Origin of the sequence: Neobacillus sp. GCM10027624 (assembly GCF_042675345.1) — a bacterium.
GTDB classification, from domain to species: Bacteria; Bacillota; Bacilli; order Bacillales; family Cytobacillaceae; genus Neobacillus; species Neobacillus cucumis_D.
The window spans coordinates 590,958-611,110 of sequence record NZ_JBHTHD010000003.1; the positions used below are offsets into that span (position 1 = coordinate 590,958).

General features: G+C 40.3%; 25 protein-coding genes. 22 read left to right on the forward strand and 3 right to left on the reverse strand.

Annotation, left to right across the window (positions count from 1 at the left end; all coding sequences use genetic code 11):
* Positions 1-2 precede the first annotated feature (2 nt).
* The 22 genes from paaB to ACFQZ9_RS07930 all read left to right on the forward strand — a co-directional run bounded on the left by paaB (position 3) and on the right by ACFQZ9_RS07930 (position 16,935).
* Positions 3-353 carry a 1,2-phenylacetyl-CoA epoxidase subunit PaaB gene (gene paaB, locus ACFQZ9_RS07825; RefSeq protein WP_198309673.1) on the forward strand — a complete coding sequence of 117 codons (351 nt, stop codon included), beginning with the start codon at positions 3-5 and terminating at the stop codon, positions 351-353.
* A complete protein-coding gene (gene paaC, locus ACFQZ9_RS07830; protein WP_198309674.1) occupies positions 350-1,162 on the forward strand; it encodes a 1,2-phenylacetyl-CoA epoxidase subunit PaaC in 813 nt (270 codons plus the stop codon). Before paaB ends, paaC begins: the two co-directional genes overlap by 4 nt.
* Positions 1,163-1,188: 26 nt before the next feature.
* Positions 1,189-1,689, forward strand: a complete 501-nt coding sequence (paaD, locus tag ACFQZ9_RS07835; RefSeq protein WP_198309675.1) for a 1,2-phenylacetyl-CoA epoxidase subunit PaaD — start codon at positions 1,189-1,191, stop codon at positions 1,687-1,689.
* Positions 1,690-1,715: 26 nt separating this feature from the next.
* Positions 1,716-2,018, forward strand: a complete 303-nt coding sequence (locus ACFQZ9_RS07840; protein WP_198309676.1) for an EthD family reductase — start codon at positions 1,716-1,718, stop codon at positions 2,016-2,018.
* Positions 2,018-2,794 (forward strand): enoyl-CoA hydratase/isomerase family protein, encoded by a 777-nt coding sequence (locus ACFQZ9_RS07845; RefSeq protein ID WP_498943087.1) that lies wholly within the window; start codon positions 2,018-2,020, stop codon positions 2,792-2,794. The genes ACFQZ9_RS07840 and ACFQZ9_RS07845 overlap by 1 nt, the downstream gene beginning before the upstream one ends.
* A 4-nt stretch (positions 2,795-2,798) precedes the next feature.
* The gene (locus ACFQZ9_RS07850; protein ID WP_198309678.1) at positions 2,799-3,572 is read left to right on the forward strand and encodes an enoyl-CoA hydratase-related protein; all 774 of its coding nucleotides are present in this window, start codon (positions 2,799-2,801) and stop codon (positions 3,570-3,572) included.
* A 15-nt stretch (positions 3,573-3,587) separates the two neighbouring features.
* Entirely contained in the window at positions 3,588-5,096 is a 1,509-nt protein-coding gene (locus tag ACFQZ9_RS07855) for an aldehyde dehydrogenase family protein (RefSeq protein ID WP_198309679.1), read from the forward strand.
* Between the two features lie 72 nt (positions 5,097-5,168).
* Positions 5,169-6,038 carry a 3-hydroxyacyl-CoA dehydrogenase gene (locus ACFQZ9_RS07860; RefSeq protein WP_498943089.1) on the forward strand — a complete coding sequence of 290 codons (870 nt, stop codon included), beginning with the start codon at positions 5,169-5,171 and terminating at the stop codon, positions 6,036-6,038.
* Positions 6,035-7,240, forward strand: coding sequence for a thiolase family protein (locus ACFQZ9_RS07865; RefSeq protein WP_498943091.1), 1,206 nt, complete (start codon positions 6,035-6,037; stop codon positions 7,238-7,240). Before ACFQZ9_RS07860 ends, ACFQZ9_RS07865 begins: the two co-directional genes overlap by 4 nt.
* Positions 7,241-7,308: 68 nt before the next feature.
* On the forward strand, positions 7,309-8,085 hold the full coding sequence (locus tag ACFQZ9_RS07870) for a Clp protease/crotonase-like domain-containing protein (protein WP_498943093.1): 777 nt from the start codon (positions 7,309-7,311) through the stop codon (positions 8,083-8,085).
* A gap of 82 nt (positions 8,086-8,167) precedes the next feature.
* Positions 8,168-9,046: a phenylacetic acid degradation operon negative regulatory protein PaaX gene (paaX, locus tag ACFQZ9_RS07875; protein ID WP_198309683.1), complete on the forward strand. Its 879-nt coding sequence runs from the start codon at positions 8,168-8,170 to the stop codon at positions 9,044-9,046.
* Positions 9,047-9,137: 91 nt separating this feature from the next.
* Positions 9,138-10,091, forward strand: coding sequence for an NAD(P)H-dependent flavin oxidoreductase (locus ACFQZ9_RS07880; RefSeq protein ID WP_498943095.1), 954 nt, complete (start codon positions 9,138-9,140; stop codon positions 10,089-10,091).
* Between the two features lie 24 nt (positions 10,092-10,115).
* Complete coding sequence (locus ACFQZ9_RS07885) at positions 10,116-10,538, forward strand: PaaI family thioesterase (protein WP_498943097.1); 423 nt, start codon at positions 10,116-10,118, stop codon at positions 10,536-10,538.
* Positions 10,539-10,830: 292 nt separating this feature from the next.
* Positions 10,831-11,133, forward strand: a complete 303-nt coding sequence (locus ACFQZ9_RS07890; RefSeq protein ID WP_498943099.1) for an urease subunit gamma — start codon at positions 10,831-10,833, stop codon at positions 11,131-11,133.
* Between the two features lie 29 nt (positions 11,134-11,162).
* Positions 11,163-11,486 carry an urease subunit beta gene (ureB, locus tag ACFQZ9_RS07895; RefSeq protein ID WP_498943605.1) on the forward strand — a complete coding sequence of 108 codons (324 nt, stop codon included), beginning with the start codon at positions 11,163-11,165 and terminating at the stop codon, positions 11,484-11,486.
* Positions 11,483-13,195, forward strand: coding sequence for an urease subunit alpha (gene ureC, locus ACFQZ9_RS07900; RefSeq protein ID WP_498943101.1), 1,713 nt, complete (start codon positions 11,483-11,485; stop codon positions 13,193-13,195). The genes ureB and ureC overlap by 4 nt, the downstream gene beginning before the upstream one ends.
* 9 nt (positions 13,196-13,204) lie before the next feature.
* The gene (gene ureE / locus ACFQZ9_RS07905) at positions 13,205-13,663 is read left to right on the forward strand and encodes an urease accessory protein UreE (RefSeq protein WP_498943103.1); all 459 of its coding nucleotides are present in this window, start codon (positions 13,205-13,207) and stop codon (positions 13,661-13,663) included.
* Positions 13,653-14,339 carry an urease accessory protein UreF gene (locus ACFQZ9_RS07910; RefSeq protein WP_498943104.1) on the forward strand — a complete coding sequence of 229 codons (687 nt, stop codon included), beginning with the start codon at positions 13,653-13,655 and terminating at the stop codon, positions 14,337-14,339. The genes ureE and ACFQZ9_RS07910 overlap by 11 nt, the downstream gene beginning before the upstream one ends.
* A gap of 139 nt (positions 14,340-14,478) precedes the next feature.
* Positions 14,479-15,090: an urease accessory protein UreG gene (ureG, locus tag ACFQZ9_RS07915; RefSeq protein ID WP_498943106.1), complete on the forward strand. Its 612-nt coding sequence runs from the start codon at positions 14,479-14,481 to the stop codon at positions 15,088-15,090.
* A gap of 1 nt (position 15,091) precedes the next feature.
* The gene (locus ACFQZ9_RS07920; protein WP_498943108.1) at positions 15,092-15,916 is read left to right on the forward strand and encodes an urease accessory protein UreD; all 825 of its coding nucleotides are present in this window, start codon (positions 15,092-15,094) and stop codon (positions 15,914-15,916) included.
* 71 nt (positions 15,917-15,987) lie between these two features.
* Positions 15,988-16,653, forward strand: a complete 666-nt coding sequence (locus tag ACFQZ9_RS07925; RefSeq protein WP_498943110.1) for a sulfite exporter TauE/SafE family protein — start codon at positions 15,988-15,990, stop codon at positions 16,651-16,653.
* Positions 16,654-16,716: 63 nt separating this feature from the next.
* Positions 16,717-16,935 (forward strand): DUF5342 family protein, encoded by a 219-nt coding sequence (locus ACFQZ9_RS07930; RefSeq protein ID WP_498943112.1) that lies wholly within the window; start codon positions 16,717-16,719, stop codon positions 16,933-16,935.
* Positions 16,936-16,977: 42 nt separating this feature from the next.
* Here ACFQZ9_RS07930 and ACFQZ9_RS07935 read toward each other — a convergent pair whose 3' ends face one another.
* The 3 genes from ACFQZ9_RS07935 to ACFQZ9_RS07945 form a co-directional block, all read right to left on the reverse strand.
* Positions 16,978-17,925 (reverse strand): urea transporter, encoded by a 948-nt coding sequence (locus ACFQZ9_RS07935; protein WP_498943114.1) that lies wholly within the window; start codon positions 17,923-17,925, stop codon positions 16,978-16,980.
* A 180-nt stretch (positions 17,926-18,105) separates the two neighbouring features.
* On the reverse strand, positions 18,106-19,020 hold the full coding sequence (locus ACFQZ9_RS07940) for a pseudouridine-5'-phosphate glycosidase (protein WP_498943116.1): 915 nt from the start codon (positions 19,018-19,020) through the stop codon (positions 18,106-18,108).
* Complete coding sequence (locus tag ACFQZ9_RS07945; RefSeq protein ID WP_498943118.1) at positions 19,017-20,144, reverse strand: carbohydrate kinase; 1,128 nt, start codon at positions 20,142-20,144, stop codon at positions 19,017-19,019. The genes ACFQZ9_RS07940 and ACFQZ9_RS07945 overlap by 4 nt, the downstream gene beginning before the upstream one ends.
* Between the last annotated feature and the right edge of the window lie 9 nt (positions 20,145-20,153).

The following is a 20,153-nucleotide window of genomic DNA, read 5'->3' on the forward strand; positions in this document are numbered from 1 at the left end:
AAATGGAGCAAAAGAAAACATTTTATCAGGAATTTGAAGTCTTCAGTAAGCGGACACCTTCTTCACCCTTTCAGCACCAATTTAGTTTGTTAGCGCCAAATGCTGAAATGGCGATGGTAATGGCTCAAGAAAACTTTATGCGACGCGACCCAGTGGCAGATATTTGGGTCGTGAACCGTGAACATATCCGTGGAATGTCAAAGGAAGAAAAGCTTACATTACAACGATTAGATAATAAAGATTACCGTACAACGAAGGGCTACGGTTACTTAAAGAAAAAATGGCGTCATTATGAACAACAAATGTTGGATGAAAAAGAAATTCTTTCATGGGCAGGAGGGGACAAGAAATGACAGAACAAAATGTAACCATCACTCCTGAACTAAAGGAATCAGTGGTAAATTTATTATTTCAACTTGCAGACGACGACTTCTTTTATTCGTATCGTGGTTCTGAATGGCTTGGGCTTGCACCCCATATTGAAGAGGATGTTGCTTCTTCCTCTATAAGTCAAGACAGCATGGGGCATGCTGCGATGTTCTATCAATTATTAGAAGAAATCGGAATCGGGAACGCAGATGCACTCGCCCATTTGCGACCTGCTAATGAAAGAAAGAATAGTATTTTAGTAGAAAAACCAAATGGCGAAGGCTATTACATGGAGGTTCCGAAATATGATTGGGCCTACGCTGTAGTTCGTAATTATTTCTACACAGCAGCAAAGAAAGTGAAAATTGATTCTTTGAAAAATAGTTCCTATGAGCCGCTGGCCAAAGTTGCTATTAAAGTAAATATGGAATTGTACTATCATTTGCTTCACTGGAAAACATGGTTTGTTCAACTTCTAAATTCTACAGAGGAAGCGAAGCAAAGAATGGAAGCCGCAATTGAACAAGTCATCAATGATTTTGGCGATGTCTTTTCACTTGGTGGGGATGGAGAAAAAATCGTTGAATTAGGTTTAATTGAAAAAAGCGATGTGCTAATCCAACGCTGGAAACAACAATTGGCTCCAGTCCTTCAGTCTGTAGGCTTAACGATTCCAGATATTCCGGCTAACTCAGAAAGAAACGGCCGTAACTTAGAACATACAGAAGATTTAGTGTCAGCAATCGAGACACTTTCAGAGGTTTATCGTTTAGATACAGCTGCATCATGGTAATGTAAACATAGAAAAGAGGTGTGATCATGCAAATGTCTATAAAATCACTGGAAAAGCAGGTATTAGATGTATTAAATGATGTTAAAGATCCTGAAATCGATACAGTGAGTATTATTGACCTGGGTATGGTAGAGGAAGTAATGGCAGAAAACGGAGTGGTTGAGATAAAAATCCTGCCGACCTTTTTAGGATGTCCGGCCCTTAGCATTATCCAAAAGAATATAGAAAATGCCGTGAAGGCCATTGAGGATGTAGAGAAGGTTAAGGTGGAATTTATCAACCATCCGCCATGGACGTCAGATCGGATATCTGAAAAAGGCAGAAATGGGCTTAAAGCATTCGGAATTGCTCCTCCACCTCGTTTAATGGACAGTGATGGATCGTGGCATGTTGATTGCCCGTTTTGCGGTTCTACCTATGTGACCATGGATAACATCTTTGGGCCGACAGCTTGCAGAAGTATTTTATACTGTAAAAATTGTAAAAACCCATTTGAAGCAATGAAACCGATCTCAACTTTAATGTGAATAAATGAATGTGAGGAGAATAGACCATGGCAAAACTAATTGCTCTCTACAAACAACCCGAAGATAAGGCTGCATTTGATGAACATTATAATAATGTGCACGTACCGATTACGGAAAAAATTCCAGGACTGCGCGAAATCAAAGTAACAAGATTTACCGGAACGCCAATGGGCGGAGAGCCTCCTTATTATTTAATGTGTGAAATGCGTTATGACAGCCATGAGGATTTACAAAAAGGCTTACGTTCGGAAGAAGGAAAGGCTTCAGGAAAAGACTTAATGAAATTTGCTGGTAAGCTGGTTACTTTGGTAATCGGGGAAGACGATTAATGAAAGCGTATAAATTTATTGAAGCAACACAAAAAGAAGGGGTAGCGCTTATTGAGCTAAATAGACCAGCTCAATATAATGCCTTGAATCGAACAATGGTACACGAAATTGTTGATGCGATGGAAACTTTCGACGGGGATGAGAAAGTTCAGGTTATCGTGATTACGGGGAAAGGACGGGCGTTTTCAGCAGGTGCAGATATTGATGAAATGGCAGGGGATGATCCAGTTCGACTGGAGCTATTAAATCAATTTGCCGAGTGGGACCGTCTATCCTTAATCAAAAAGCCCATCATTGGTGCGGTAAAAGGCTTTGTTTTTGGCGGGGGATTTGAGTTGGCACTGAGCTGTGATTTATTAATTGCAGCCAGCGGTACGGAATTTTCATTCCCGGAAGTGAACCTTGGGGTTATGCCGGGAGCGGGTGGCACCCAGCGCTTAACAAAAATTGTCGGCAGAACGAAAGCGTTGGAATGGTTATGGAACGGCACTCGAATTTCAACAGAAAGTGCCCTTCAGCACGGATTAATTAATCGAGTTGTCTATCCTGAGTTATTAATGGAAGAAACGATGAAAACAGCTAGATTTATTGCAAACCAAGCACCGCTTTCAATTCGTTTCATTAAAGATGCGGTCAATAAAGCGGTGGATTATTCTCTTTATGAAGGAATGCAATATGAAAGGAAAAATTTCTATTTATTATTTGCTTCCGAAGATCAAAAAGAAGGTATGAACGCTTTTATTGAAAAGCGGAAGCCGGAATTTAAAGGGAGATAGCCATATGTACGAAACGATTTTGTATTCTGTTGAAAACGGTGTGGCCTGGATTACATTAAATCGGCCTACTACTTTAAATGCGTTCGTGGCTCAAATGAATAGAGAAATTACGAAAGCCATTAAAACAGCTTCTACAGCTGAAGAGGTCCGCTGCATCGTGATTACCGGTGAAGGACGTGGTTTTTGCTCCGGTCAAGACCTGTCAGAAGTAGATGAAAATATGGATCATGGGCAGGTATTAAGGGAGAAATACGGGCCGATGATCAAGCAAATTTATCAATGTGAGAAACCGATTATAGCGGCTGTCAACGGGATTGCTGCCGGTGCAGGTTTTAGCCTTGCACTAGCCTGTGATTTTCGTATTCTTTCAGAACGCGCAAGCTTCCTAAATGCTTTTATTCACATTGGTTTAATTCCGGATTCAGGTAATAGTTACTTCCTTACTAGATTAGTAGGAGAAGCAAAAGCATTGGAAATTTCAATTTTAGGTGAAAAAATCCCTGCGGACCAAGCGCTTGCATTGGGGCTGGCGACTAAGGTGGTATCTACTGATAACTGGGATACTGAAGTCACCCAATTTGCAGAGCGAATTGCGGCATTACCAACAAAAGCAATTGGATTAATCAAACGCACAATTAAATCAGCAGGTGAAAAATCCTTTACTGATTACTTAGAAGAAGAGGCACAGGCACAAAGAATTGCCGGCCTAACGAAAGATGCCCGTGAAGGCGTGCAGGCATTTATGGAAAAAAGAAAACCAACCTTTATCGGCAAATAAGAGGAGGATCAACTCATGACAACACAAGTAACTGAAGCTGTTTCATTAAAAAGAGATTATTATCATCTTATCATTAATGGTGAAAAAGTAGAAAGCTCCAATGGAAAAACGATTAAAACTTATAATCCTGCAACTGGTGAGCTTCTTGCCGAAGTAGCAAAAGCTTCAAAAGAAGACACAGAAAAAGCAGTACAGGCTGCCCGTGAGGCTTTTGATCATGGAAAATGGCGTAAATATCCGATTAACCGCCGTTCACAAGTTTTGAACAAAATTGCTGCAATTATGCGTTCCCGTTTTAATGAGATTGTAGAATTAGAGATTTTAGACACTGGTAAATCATTGGCTGCAGCTCAAGGTCAAGTTTCACAAGCCATTGAAGACTTTGAATTTTACGCTGCTGCCATTGTTGGTCATCGAGGTGTTGTGAACAATATGCCTGGTCAATTTCATAATTTTACAGAAAAAGAGCCTGTTGGAGTATGTGCGCAAATCATTCCTTGGAACTATCCATTAATGATGGCTGCATGGAAAATCGCTCCAGCTATTGCAGTTGGCTGTTCTGTTATCGTAAAACCAGCAAGCTTAACCCCGCTTACGGCGATTATTTTAGGTGAAATCTGTTTAGAGGCTGGCGTTCCTGCAGGGGTTGTAAACATTGTTCCAGGATCAGGTTCAGAGGTTGGTAACTACCTTGTTGAACATCCAAAAGTAAATAAAGTGGCTTTCACCGGTTCTACTCCAATCGGAAAAGATATTATGGGGAAAGCATCTGAAACATTAAAGCGTGTCACTCTAGAATTAGGCGGAAAGTCTCCTAATCTCGTGTTTGAAGATGCGGATATCGATGCTGCAGTAGATGGATCCTTATTCGGTATTTTCTATAACTCAGGACAATCCTGTGAAGCTCGTTCACGTCTATATGTACATGAAGACATTTATGATGAATTCATCACTAAATTTGTTGAAAAAACAAAGAAACTCGTTCTTGCTAATCCATTTGATAAAGGAACCCATATGGGAGCGATTATCGACCAAGGGCAACTTGATGTTATCGATGGCTATGTAAAATCAGCAATTGAAGAAGGCGCAGAAATTTTAGCAGGTGGAAAGCCTGCTGTTGTAGAAGGATATGAAGGTGGTTTCTGGTATGAGCCGACTGTCATTGCAAATGTTAACCACGACATGACTGTTGTAAAGGAAGAAATCTTTGGACCTGTTGTAGTAGTTATGAAATTTAAGGATGAAAAAGAAGCAATTAAACTTGCAAACGACACAGAATTCGGATTAGGCTCAGCAGTTTGGTCAAAAGATGGCGCGCGCGCAACTCGTGTGGCAAAGCAAATTGAAGCAGGAATCGTGATGGTAAACTGCCCATTCTCGGCATTCCCTGGTACACCATTTGGAGGATATAAGCAATCTGGTTTTGGCCGTGAGCTTTGCATTGAAACACTTGATCTTTATACCGAAACAAAGAGCATAATTTCTTACTTTGGAAGTCGTCCATTAAATCCACTAGGTGTTTAATATCCTACTTGTACGAATGAGACTTCATGGTTTCATTCGTACTTCTTTAATCTGGAAAAGGAGAGATTAGTCATGAAAAACATCGTTGTTGTTGGTTCTGGTGTTATGGGTAGAGGAATTGCCTATGTTTCTGCACTTGGTGGATTTTCCGTTACATTAGTGGATGTGAATGAAAATGCGCTTAAAAGTGCCGAAGGTGAATTAAATTCCATTTTTGCAAAAGGACGCGAAAGAGGAAAAATTTCTTCTGAACAGGAACAACTTGGAAAAGCGAATCTATCCTATGAGAGTGATTTACCAAAGGCCTGTTCCTTCGCAGATCTTATTATTGAAGCCGTACCTGAAAAAGCGGAAATCAAAAAACAGGTTTTTGAAACAATGGAGGAGTTTGCTCCAAAACATTGTCTTTTTGCAACAAATACTTCTACGATGAGCCCAACCGAAATTGCTTCATATGGGAAACGGGCAGAACAGACCATTGCCATGCACTTTTTTAATCCGGTTCATAAAATGCCGTTGGTTGAAATCGTCCGCGGTCTTGAAACAAGTGATGAAACAGCAGAGACGATTAAAAAAGTGGCTGAACAAATGGGAAAAGAAACAGTTGTTATCAATGAATTCCCTGGTTTTGTCACAAGTCGGATCAGCTGCCTTGTTGGTAATGAAGCTTTTTATATGCTTCAAGAAGGTCTTGGCACCCCGGAAGACATTGATAAAGCAATCAAACTTGGTTTGAATTACCCAATGGGCCCATTTGAATTAGTTGACCTTGTTGGATTGGATGCCCGTTTAAATAACTTGAGATACTTACATGAAAAATTAGGTGAAAAATATCGTCCAGCACCATTGCTCGAACAATATGTAGCCGCAGGCCGACTTGGCCGCAAAACGGGCAAAGGTGTTTATGATTATACGAAAAAAGAAGAGTTGGTGAAAAAATGAAAGAGGTTGTAATTGTCGATGCGGTTAGAACGCCGATTGGAAAGTATAAAGGAGCATTAAAAAGTGTCCGTCCTGATGATTTAGGCGCAATCGTAATTAAGGCTCTTCTTGAAAGAAATCCTAATCTTCCTCCGGAACAAATTGAAGACGTCATTTTTGGTAATGCCAACCAAGCAGGGGAAGACAATCGAAATGTTGCAAGGATGTCGGCATTGCTAGCCGGGCTTCCGATTACTGTAGGAGGAACAACGATTAACCGCCTTTGCGGTTCCGGTTTGGATGCGGTAATCTATGCGGCAAGATCCATCGCAGTCGGTGAAGGAGATATCTATATTGCCGGTGGAACAGAGAGCATGACACGTGCACCTTATGTCATGGCCAAGCCTGAGGTTGACTATCCAAGAGGTTCCATGGAACTTCAGGATACGACAATTGGCTGGCGCTTTACGAATAAAAAATTAGAAGCGATGTACGGGGCAGAATCCATGCCGCAAACAGCTGAAAATGTAGCACAGCGCTGTTCGATTACAAGAGAAGAACAAGATGAATTTGCACTTCGGAGCCAGCAAAGAGCTAAAGCGGCCATGGATAACGAACGTTTTGCGAATGAAATTGTGCCCGTCACCTTTAAGGACCGAAAAGGAAACGAGGTAGTGGTAACCAAGGACGAGCATCCACGCCCGGATAGCTCCTTGGAAAAGTTATCAAAGCTAAAGCCGATTTTTGAAGGCGGTACGGTCACAGCAGGAAATGCATCCGGTGTAAATGACGGGGCGTCTGCCGTATTATTAATGAGTGCTGAAAAAGCGAAGGAACTTGGATTAAAGCCGCTTGCAAAATATGTAGTGGGTGCAGTTGCGGGTCTTGAACCTTCTGTAATGGGATTAGGACCAATCTATGCTTCCAGAAAAGCCCTCACAAGAGCGAATCTATCGATCGACGAGATCGGGTTAGTTGAATTAAATGAAGCCTTTGCCTCCCAGTCCATCGAATGCATGAGACAATTGGAGCTTGATGCGGATAAAGTAAATGTTAATGGCGGTGCCATTGCTTTTGGCCATCCGCTTGGTGCAAGTGGTGCCCGGATTTTAACCACCCTAGTCCACGAAATGAAAAAACAAAAGGTTCAATATGGACTTGCAACCATGTGTATCGGTGTCGGTCAGGGAATTGCCGCTATTATTGAAAGCATTGAAAATTAAAAGTTTAAGCCCTTATATAGTCTGACTAGTAAGGGCTATTTTGTCTAATAAAGGAGCGAAATTAAATTATGGAAAACGTAATATTTAAAATAGAAAATCATATCGGTTATGTAACAGTGAATCGTCCTGACGTTTTAAATTGTTTTAACTATCCAACACTATCCGAGCTTCAAGAAGTAGTTAATTCTATTTCTCTAAATCCAGATGTTCACGTGGTCATTTTTACCGGTGCTGGTGAAAAGGCCTTTAGTGCGGGCGCAGATTTAAAGGAAAGAAAAACCTTATCTGAAACAGAGGTAAGAAGGAATGTAAAAGCAATACGCGATGTGTTTAACAGTATTTCATTGCTCCCACAGCCTACAATTGCTGCTGTTAATGGCTATGCCCTTGGAGGAGGGTTCGAATGGCTGCTATCCTGCGATTTTGCGCTTGCTGCAGAAGGAATTTCGTTGGGATTAACAGAAACAAGCTGGGCGATTATCCCAGGAGCAGGTGGAACCCAGAGATTGCCACGATTAGTTGGCGAAACAAAGGCAAAAGAATTAATTTTTACGGCAAAGAAATTGTCTGCCCAAGAAGCACTAGAATTGGGTATTGTCCTAGAGGTAGTTTCTCGAAACGAATTAATGTCTGCTTGTGAGGAATTTGCCGCAAAAATCATGAAAAATGGGCCAGTTGCGATCCGTCAGGCAAAATATGCAATTACCCGAGGCCTTAACACCGATTTACAAACAGGGCTTGAAATTGAGGCAAAAGCTTATGAGCTAACGATTCCGACAGAGGATCGTCTTGAAGCTTTAAATGCCTTCAGTGAAAAAAGAGTCCCACGTTTTTCAGGGAAATAGCTTGCTTTTTTTAGAAAAATATTTAAAAATATTAACGGTCGTATAAATAATGTGATAGAAAAAGAAATGGGGGGTGAAATGAATGGGTGAAAATACACGCTCCATGATTTTTACAATATACGGTGATTATATTCATCACTATGGGAATAAAATTTGGATAGGTAGTCTAATTGGACTATTAAAGGAATTCGGACATAATGAGCAGGCGGTTCGGGTAGCCGTTTCCCGTATGTTGAAACAAGGGTGGATCCAATCTGAAAAGATTGAGAATCGCAGCTATTATTTTCTAACAAAACAGGGTATAGACCGGATTGAAGAAGCAGGAAATCGTATCTTCAAGCTCCATCCAAGTGAATGGGATGGAAAATGGCGCGTTCTCATGTATACTATTCCCGAAGAAAAAAGACAGATTCGGGATGAACTTCGTCAGGAGTTACTATGGAGTGGCTTTGGCAGCTTTTCAAACGCCTGCTGGATTTCTCCGAATAACTTGGAAAAAGAAGTGAAGCTCCTTATTGAAAAATACGATATCAGCGAATATGTCGACTTTTTCGTCTCTGAATATATCGGTCCAAGAGACAATAAAACTCTAGTTGAAAAAAGCTGGCCGTTAGAAGACGTGGTAGAGAAATATGAAGAATTTATTATCACGTACAGCAAGCAGTTTTTTGCCAATCAAGAGATTATTAGTCGCGGCGAAATGACAGATGCCCAATGTTTTGTTGAACGGACAAAGCTTGTCCATGAATATCGCAAATTTTTGTTTATCGATCCGGGACTTCCAAAAGAACTATTGCCGGAAAATTGGAATGGAAACCTTGCTGCAACATTATTTAACCAATATTATCAACTTCTTGCAGAACCGGCCAGCCGTTTTTTTGAAAGTATTTTTAAGGAACATAATGATTTATGTAAAAAAGACGACTCCTATGATGCCAAACACCATCCGTATATGATTTAGTGACCAGCAAAGCAGCTTTTTGCCTATTGATTAGGAAGAGCTGCTTTGTTGTAAATTGAATTGTGCATTTTTTTAAGAGAGGGGAATTTGTGTGAAATCTGTCAATGAATTGCTTTCGATAAAATATCCAATTATCCAGGGGGGGATGGGGAATATCAGTAATGCCCAGCTGACTGCGGCTGTTTCAAATGCTGGCGGACTTGGAACGATTGGAAGCGGAACGATGACCCCAGAGCAGGTTGAATCGATTATTCTGGAAACGAAGGAAATGACAGATCAGCCTTTTGCAATCAATATACCTATCAATGTTAGTCCTTATACGGAGGAAATGATCCAACTGGTCATGAAACACAAGATACCTGTTGTTTCATTATCTGCCGGCAATCCAGCGCCTTATATTGCCCGTTTGCATGAACATAATATAAAGGTGATTGTGATTGTTGCTGCCGTCAAACATGCACAAAAGGCAGAAGAGGCTGGTGCCGATGTTTTGGTGGCGGAAGGTTTTGAAGCAGCCGGAATTAATTCCAATCTAGAATTGACCACGTTTACGCTCATCCCGCAAATTTGCAAACATGTTTCCGTACCCGTTTTAGCTGCAGGGGGAATTGGCGATGGACACGGTTTAGCTGCCGCATTCATGCTTGGGGCATCAGGAGTGCAGATGGGGACACGCTTGATTGCAACAAAGGATGCACCTTTTCATTCTACATATAAAAATAGATTGATTGAGGCAACAGACCAGGAAACGGTGATTTTGGGCCGTTCGGTTGGCCAAGTACGGAGAGTACTAAAATCAGGATATGCAAAACAGATTATTGATTTAGAGCGTCAAGGTTTGTCAGAAGAACAATATCGTAAGATGACATCGGAAGATTTCCATCTGAATGGTGCAATACGAGGGGACGGCGAAAATGGCTTCATGAACAGTGGACAAATTGCTGGGCTTATTGAGGATGTTCCAAGTGTTAAGGAATTATTAGATGGAATGATAAGTGAGGCACGAGCAGTCATGGAGGAGCGCTTGCGACTTTTTACCATGTAAATAGCCTTGAGAGGAGTTTGGGGGATGGGAAAAATAAACAAAGAATTCAATCTTATGAAGGTTGTTACGGATGGGGCTACACCTCCTCCATGTGATCTGACCTTGCAGATTGAAGTAACCTCTGCGGATGATGGGGTCGCAAGGGGGATTTGGAAAGTCGATGATCAGTTTATGAACGGACTTGGTGTGGCGATGGGCGGCTTTGTTTCATCTGCGGCGGACATCATAATGGCCTATGCGATTGCATCTAAGTTAACGGGTGGACAAAGCTTTACTTCTATCGATTTACATACGACCTTTCATAGACCCATTTTAAAGGGAGAGGTTCTGGTTGAGGCAAGGGTTGAAAGATTGGGAAGGAAGGTTGCCTACGTTGTCTCAGATTTATTTCAAAATGAAAAGAAATCAGCAAGTGTTGTTTCTTCAGTGATGATTATTGGTGAGTGATGTAAGCTATCGGGAACTAGTCCCGATAGCTTTTTAATTTAGTATTTCTAGCAACATAGGAATTTTGTCTATTAAGTTCCATTAAATAAGCAATAAAAAAGCAGCTTGGTACTATTTTAGGCTGTTTTTTTATTTTTTTAATTTATTGTTTCTACGTCACGATTATTTTCATTTCAAGAAATATAAAAAAATGTAACTTCCGTTTAAAAAGGAAAGGAATTGGAGAATTTTATGAAGTGTGGTTATTTTTAACAAAAATAAAAGAACGTACTTTTTAAAGGAGGTCGCTCGAATGTTATTAGTTCCTCGTGAGATAGATAAACTCATGATTGTTGTCGCAGCAGATCTTGCGAAAAGAAGAAGAGAAAGAGGATTGAAATTAAATTATCCTGAAGCCGTAGCAATGATTACCTATGAAGTATTAGAAGGCGCAAGGGACGGTCGAACAGTGGCTGAATTAATGGAATATGGAGCTACTATATTAAAAAGAGAAGATGTGATGGAAGGAATTCCGGATATCATTGACGATATACAAGTAGAAGCTACTTTTCCCGATGGAACAAAATTAGTAACCGTACATGACCCAATTCGCTAAGAATCAGCAGGAGGAATAAGCAAATGGAAATGGAACCAGGTCAGTTGTTTTTAAAAGAAGAACCGATTATTTGTAATGAGGGAAGAGATCTTTTCAGGATAAAAGTAACGAATACCGGAGATCGGCCAGTCCAAATAGGTTCACACTTTCATTTTTATGAGGTGAATGAATCCCTAAAATTTAATAGGGAGGAAGCCTTTGGAAAGCGCTTAAATGTCCCAGCCGGTGCAGCGGTTCGCTTCGAACCAGGTGATGAAAAGGAAGTAGAATTGGTGAGTTTTGCCGGAGAGCGGAAAGTTTATGGCTTTAACAATAAAACTGATGGATCTGTTGAAAGTGGGTGTGATAAATGAGTTTTGAAATGCCTCGTAAACAGTATGCGCAAATGTACGGACCCACTACCGGTGATTCGATTCGACTGGCGGATACAGATTTGATTATTCAAATTGAAAAGGATTATACGACCTATGGCGAGGAAGTGGTTTTTGGGGGAGGAAAAGTGATCCGTGACGGAATGGGTCAGCATCCTCTCGTAACTCGAGGGGATGGCGTTCCAGACCTAGTGATTACGAATGCCGTGATTTTAGATTATACCGGAATATATAAAGCTGATATTGCCATTCGTGATGGGAAAATAGCTGGAATCGGAAAAGCAGGTAATCCATTGGTCATGAACGGTGTTGATATTATCATCGGTGCTTCTACTGAGATCATTGCGGGTGAAGGAATGATTGTAACAGCCGGTGGAATTGACACGCATGTGCATTTTATCAACCCGGCACAAGTAGAGGTGGCACTTACGGCCGGACTGACCACTTTAATTGGAGGGGGCACGGGTCCTTCTGCGGGTTCAAGAGCTACAACGGTCACTCCTGGAGAGTGGAATATTCATAGGATGCTCGAAGCGGTCGAAGGGCTCCCGATTAATGTAGGATTGACAGGGAAAGGACAGGCTGCAACAGAAGAACCATTAGCTGAGCAAGTTCGGGCGGGTGTCATCGGGCTTAAAGTTCATGAAGACTGGGGTGCCACTGCTTCAGCCATTGATCATGCATTAAGAGTAGCAGACAAATATGACGTTCAAGTTGCGTTACACGCGGACACCTTGAATGAAGGCGGATTCGTTGAAAATACGATGGCTGCTATTAAAGACCGTGTAATTCATATGTATCATACCGAAGGGGCTGGAGGAGGGCATGCACCCGATTTAATCAAATCAGCTAGTTTTATGAATGTTCTCCCTTCATCTACTAACCCAACACTTCCATATACGGTAAACACCATTGATGAACATCTGGATATGTTAATGGTTTGTCACCATTTAAATCCATCTGTACCCGAGGATATTGCTTTTGCTGATTCAAGGATTCGAAAAGAAACCATTGCTGCAGAAGATATACTGCAAGATATGGGGATTTTTAGTATGACAAGTTCAGATGCACAGGCGATGGGGCGTGTTGGAGAAGTTGTTATCAGAACATGGCAGGTTGCAGATAAAATGAAAAAACAAAGGGGCTTTTTAGAAGGTGATCGTGAGCTTTCAGATAATAACCGTGCAAAACGTTATATTGCAAAATATACGATTAATCCTGCGATTACCCATGGAATTTCTGATTATGTAGGTTCCATTGAAGTAGGAAAGATTGCAGACTTGGTGATCTGGTCACCGGCGTTTTTTGGCGTAAAACCTGAACTGGTTCTTAAGAGTGGATTAATTGTTCATGGAATGATGGGCGATGCAAATGCATCAATCCCAACGCCACAGCCAGTGATTAGCCGTCCAATGTATGCTTCGATTGGAAAAGCACTATCCAAAAGCTCGATTACGTTTGTATCCCAGGCAGCCTACGAAGGCAAAGTTCATGAAAAGCTCGGTCTGGAAAAAGTGATCCTTCCTGTAAAAGGGATTCGGAAATTGACGAAAAAAGACATGAAACTTAATTCGGAAACACCTGAGTTGTCAGTTGATCCACAAACATATGAGGTAAGAGTCAACGGCGAACTTATTACATGTGATCCGGTTGATAAGGTACCGATGGGACAACGATATTTCTTATTTTGAGGTGAAAGCATGTTAATTGAAAGAGTAGAAACCAATATTGAGGAAATGGAAAAGGAAGAGATTATCAGCCGACATATTGAAAAAGTTTACCTGGAAAGTGCACACCTAGTAAAACGAATTCAAAGGGTTACAACCGATCATGGCAGGGAAATCGGCATCCGTTTAAAAGATCCACGTGACCTTATTGCTGGCGATGTCTTATATATAGATGAAAAAAATATGATTGTCGTTGATGTGGTAGCCGATGATTTATTGGTGATTAGCCCGCGCAGCTTAAAAGAAATGGGGACAATCGCTCATCAACTGGGCAATCGCCATCTTCCTGCCCAATTTGAAAATGACGAAATGATGGTTCAATATGATTACCTTGTAGAGGAACTTCTACAAGAGCTTGTGATTCCTTATAAACGAGAAGAGAGAAAGGTAAAGCAGGCATTTCGCCATATTGGTCATAGTCATGGAGCATAAGTTCCTATCACTATTTCAGCTTTGTGATTCAAACTTTCCAACTGGTGCCTTTAGTCATTCATACGGTCTTGAAAGCTATATTCAAGAAAATGCTGTTCATAATTCGGAAACATTTTCAGAGTGGCTTCGGGTCTATATCAATGAGCAGCTCATCTATTCAGATGGACTGGCAAGTCATCTTATTTTTCAGGCGTTGGAAAAAGAAGATTTTCAAAAAATCTGGAGGCTTGATCGGTTATTGGCCGTGCAAAATTTACCTCGTGAAATGAGGGAGGGCACGCAACGAATGGGTGAACGAATGCTGAATCTTGTCCAGTCCCTATATGAGATACCGATTTTATCGCTTTACAGAAAAAGGATTGAAGCAAAACAATCTTTCGGTCACCCATCTATTGTGTTTACAATGGTTGCACAACATGCGGGTGTGCCAAAATCAACGGTTGTATTATTTTATTTGTATTCGGTTGTATCAGGGATTGTCCAAAATGCTGTGCGCGGAATCCCATTGGGGCAAACGGCAGGGCAAATCATTCTTCGTGACATCCAAATCGTTTTGGCCGAGGCAGTCCAAACGATTGAACAGTTGGATGAAGAAGAATTTGGAATCGTCTCGCCGGGGCTTGAGTTGTCACAAATGAGGCATGAACGAGTGAATATAAGAATTTTTATGTCATAGCTCAGTGTATTTTTTCGGAATGCAGATAAAATGCTTAGCAACGCAAATAAAGGTTGCTTTTTCGCAGATAAGTGACCCGCATTCGCAGAGAAAATCCAATTTTGCGCTGATAAATTTAAATGAGAAAGGAAGAGGTTAAATGGATCCAATTAAAATTGGAGTGGGTGGCCCTGTTGGTGCGGGAAAAACCATGTTAGTTGAGAAATTGACGCGCCATTTGAAGGATGAAATAAGTATGGCAGTTGTCACTAACGATATTTATACAAAAGAGGATGCAAAATTTTTAATGCATAATGGAGTTCTTCCGGCTGATCGTATTATTGGTGTGGAGACAGGAGGATGTCCACATACGGCAATTCGTGAGGATGCTTCAATGAATTTTGCAGCGATCAATGAATTAAAAGAAAAACACCCTGATGTAGAGCTAATTTTTGTTGAAAGCGGCGGCGATAATTTAGCTGCAACATTTAGCCCGGAATTGGTTGATTTCTCCATTTACATTATTGATGTGGCACAGGGAGAGAAAATTCCAAGAAAAGGCGGTCAGGGGATGATTAAATCTGATCTATTTATTATTAATAAAACAGATTTAGCCCCTCATGTTGGCGCAAGTCTTGATGTCATGGAGTCTGATACAAAGGTGTTTCGCGGAGACAAACCATTTGCATTTACCAATTTAAAAGATAATTCCGGGTTGGATAATGTCATTGATTGGCTAAAGCAAAATGCATTATTAAAAGGATTGGCATGAGATGGAAGATTGGACAGGCGTTCTCCATTTAAATGCTGAAGATAGAAGGGGAAAAACGATTTCGAAAAATGTATATTTCCAGGGTGCGTTTAAAGTAATGCGCCCTGTTTATCATGATGAATCAGGCCAGCCTTGTTATTATTTATTGAACCCTGGCGGCGGTTATTTAGATGGGGATCGTTATAAAATGAAAATCTCCCTAGAGAAAAATGCACGCGTAACCATGACAACCCAGTCAGCGACCAAGGTATATAAAACTCCTAAAAACCACGCTTACCAAGAAGCAGAGTTCTTACTTGAGGCAGGCAGTTACCTTGAATATATCCCAGATCCATTGATTGCCTACCAACATGCGAAATACAAACAAAAAAACGTGATTCGGATGGATAAAACAGCCACACTTCTCTATTCAGACATCATTACACCTGGTTGGTCTCCAGAGGGAGAGCAATTTAGTTACGAAACCATTCAATTATTAAATGAAATCTATATGGATGACGAATTAGTTGTATATGATCATATAAAATTAAATCCAGGCCAACAGAATTTAAGGGGCCTTGGATTTATGGAGGGATTTTCTCATTTGGGTTCGATGATTGTAATTGGAGAGCAATCGAATAGTGTTTTACTCGATCAGTTATATTCTGTGATTGAAATGAATACAAATGATTATAAAGTTGGACTATCCTCACTTCCAGTTCCGGGCTTTACTATTCGCGTGTTAGCAAATTCGACTCAAGTGATTGAAAAAATGTTCTCGGAATTTCATCAAATCATCAGTCAGGAATGGTTTAATAAAAAACCATGTTTTCTTAGAAAATACTAAGGTTTTAATCCGGCAATTCGAAAAGATTGCCGGATTTTTATAGAGAAATAAGAAAATGGGGAGGAAACAAAATGGGTGTTACTTTATTTTCTGTTTTAGCGTTAGGTTTTATTTTAGGCATCAGGCATGCATTGGAACCCGATCATGTCATTGCAGTTTCAACGATTGCAAGTCAAAGTAAAAAGCTTTGGCAGGCCTCTCTGGCCGGTGTTTTTTGGGGAATTGGACATACAGCCACACTTTTTATTATAGGTATCATCCTAATTGTCATGAAAAATGATATTCCTGAGAAATGGTCACTGACATTGGAATTCTTAGTTGGAATCATGCTTGTTTATTTAGGAATCGCTGCAATGTTATCGATTCGAAAAAATCGAAAACATTCTCATCATCATGATGAAGTACATATTTTTGTGAAAAAGCCTACTTATTTTAAATCATTATTTATCGGATTTGTTCACGGACTTGCCGGTAGTGCTGCCATGGTTCTCCTCACCATGAGTACCGTTCATTCTGTATGGCAGGGGGCGCTGTATATTTTAGTATTTGGATTAGGAACCGTGATCGGAATGTTAATTTTTACAACCGTTATTGGGATTCCTTTTGTTTTAAGCATGAAAAAAATGGTTGCTGGAAGAGGACTAATTTTGGCAACAGGCGCTTTAAGTACTGTTTTTGGCTTTTACTATATGTATAATCTAGGTGTAAATGATGGCTTGTTTAAACTTTGGATATAATCAAGGATACAAGATCTTTTTCTGGGGAAACTTTAATAGTAAAAAAAGGAGGAAGATGCAGGTATGTTTGAAAATTTTGAGGTAAATCAGCTATTCGAAGGGCAGGCACATGAACAACCTCATTTTTCATTGAATATCCAAGGACATGATTATAAGGGGATGGTTCAAGATGGTAAAATCCACTGGTACCATCCACATCCGAAACAAAAGGTCGAAGAAGAATATTTAAGTTCCGTTGAATCACAGGTTTTTGATTTAATGAGTGAACATATAGAATCATAAAGGAAAGCTTCCCGTCATTTTGCCGGGATGCTTTCTTCGATTTTAAAATAAAGGAAGAACTTTTCTTGCACATAGGAATAGCCAAGTACAGAATACAAAAGGCATGGTCAATGCAGGAAGACCGTATGGCAAAAGCCATGTGACAATACTTGCTGTAATCGGAACGGTTAAACAAGCAGCGATAATTCCATATAGTAATCCATTCCGCTCATTGTCCTTAAAAACGATGGATACAGCAATAATAGTTAAGATGGCATTGTATCCATAGAGTCCCAGAAAAATCAAATGGTGCTCACCACCGAGTAGATAAGAAGTGATTAGGGAAGCTAGGTTCCCGATTATGGCATAAAGTCCTAATTTCCATCCAGCCCAAAATACCGCAATAAAAAGCAGGATACCAGAAAAGGAATTATCTAGGAAAAAAATTTGCCCAATTCCGTTCATAGCGCCGTCAAGCCAATTTGTCTCTCCTTTAATATCTAGAGTCCAATTGGATAGAGATTGCGGTGTGAGATCAGGGCTGATTTTAAAAGTAACTAATCGATATGTAGTAAGGAGCCAAAACCAGGTTAGGACAATAAATGGAAAGGTTAGGGGTGGGATCCCAGTTGGCTTCATGATATAAATCATGGCTGCTGTAAATAAAGCGGCGATAGCAGAACCAGCTAAAGCAATCAACCACCTGTCATCCCCGCTTAAAAATAAGAAAAGGGCCATTCCTGTCAGGACGGAGTTATATCCATACAACCCTTGGCTGACACTGGCCTGATCGGCCCCTCCCGTTTTTCCAATAACCGTGCCAATTAAGCTTGAGAAGAGGGCGATGATTCCTAAGGAATAGGATGCAATGGTGATCGCAGCTAAAATAATAAACCCAGAAACCGCGTTTTCAATCAATATTACCTGAGAGATTCCTTTTAACGAAGATATTATCAACCATTTCAATGTTTCCTTGTTAAAAAAATCATTTGAGTTATGTTGAATGTTCACCACGTCCTTTTAGGGGGGAAATAAAAAAAGTCCCGAACAATCACCTTAGGTGAATTCGAATCTTTAATAAATTTTCCCTCTAATTAGAAAAAGTATTCGAATAGTCTTTGGGATAAAAAATATAAAAAGCTTGTAGACGTATCTAGAAACTAGATTTGTCTACAAGCCAAACGAAAGCTATTATTTCATTGCATTAAAACTTACAGCTAATTTTGCTCCAACAACGGCATTGTTTTTAACAAGAGCGATGTTTGCATCTAAACTTTTTCCTTCGGTTAATTCTTTTACTTTCCCAAGCATGAAAGGTGTTACATCTTTACCGGAAATATGTTTTTCTTCAGCTTCTTTTAATGCTGTTTCGATTACACTATTAATCGTTTTTTCATCCATGGCATATTCTTCAGGAATTGGGTTGGCAATAACAGCCCCGCCTTTAAGATTCAAATCCCATTTTACTTTTAACGTAGAGGCAATGGTTTCTACATCATCTGCACGTAAGTTTAGAGGGAATTCACTTGTACGGGTATAGAACGCAGGTAGAACATCAGTTTGATAACCAATCACCGGTACACCTTTTGTTTCAAGATATTCCATTGTCAGGCCTAAATCTAGAATCGACTTAGCACCGGCGCAAATAACGGCAACGTTTGTTTGTCCAAGTTCTTCCAAGTCAGCCGAGATATCCATTGTTGTTTCGGCTCCACGGTGGACACCGCCAATACCGCCGGTAACAAAGATATTGATTCCCGCTGCTTCAGCACAAATCATCGTGGCAGCGACGGTTGTTGCTCCTAGTTTTTTTGTGGCAATTAAATATGCTAAATCACGTCTTGAAGCTTTTGCTACATCAGAGCTTTTACCGAACATTTCTAGCTCTTCATCGGATAAGCCAATTTTAATTTTTCCATCTACGATTGCAATGGTTGCCGGTACGGCACCATTATCACGGACAATTTGTTCCACTTCACGTGCAGTTTGAACATTTTGCGGATAAGGCATACCGTGTGAGATAATAGTTGATTCCAAAGCAACAACTGGTTTTCCTTGTTCCTTAGCAGCACGCACTTCTTCAGATAATTCAATATATTGTTTCATGATAATTCCTCCATGTCTTTTAATAGTTTTTCAGCTGATAAATCCTGACGGACCGTATAAGGGGTTTGCAGTGTTTTGGCAGCATTCATATTACCGGCTTTAGCAATCTCTGGTAAGGATTTTCCCTCTAACCAGGTATAAATGACAGCGGAAGAGAATGCATCACCAGCTCCTGTAACATCGATAATTTCCTCAAGTTCAATAGAAGGAACATGGAAAATCCCTTCATCCTTATTTCCAATCATCGATCCTTTTTTGCCATTGGTAATAATCACATTGGATATACCAAGTGATAACCAATTTTCTAAAGCCAGTCTCCAGTCTACTTCATTTTTGATTTCAGTATGAAAGTAAGTTTCCGATTCATCACGATTTGTGATTAACCATGATACACCTTCTAAATCTTCTGGTAATCGATTCATCTTTGGAGATGAAACGGGAATTAAAACAATCGGAATATCATGGCTTTTTGCAAAATGACACAAAAATCGAATCGTTTCCTTGGGACAATTTAAATCGGCCACGATACATTTTGCTTGGCTTAAAGAAACATCGTGTTTAAGAAGTAATTCAGGTGTGATCGCTTCGTATACTTCCATATTTGCTAACGCAATAATTAATTCTCCGTTAGAGTCTAGGACAGCAGTGTAAGAACCAGTAGATTTTTCGGGAAATTGGGTCACGGTTTCCAAGTTCATGTATAAAGATGATGCTTCCTCAATAAAAGACCAATCATTATCATCACCGCTTGTAGAGATAAGATCCACATCCATTCCAAGCCGTCCCAGGTTTTCTGCAATATTCCTTGCTACCCCGCCTGCATTATGAGTGGCGTAAATTGGATTGGATGTACCTAACTGGGCTTTTTCTTTCACATGGAATTTCCGGTCAATATTCGCACCGCCGATACAAATCACGTGTTGTGATTCACTTAAAATATAGGCTCTCCCTAAAATTTTGCCTTTTTTGGTTAAACCAGAAATCATATTTGCAACGGAGGGTCTGGATAATCCTAAGATCTCCGCAAGTTCTTGTTGTGAAACGTAGGGATTCTTTCTAATTAGATCCAAAATTAATTGTTCTTTCTCATTCATTTTTTCAGGCACAAAACTCACCTCGTTCATAGACAGTAC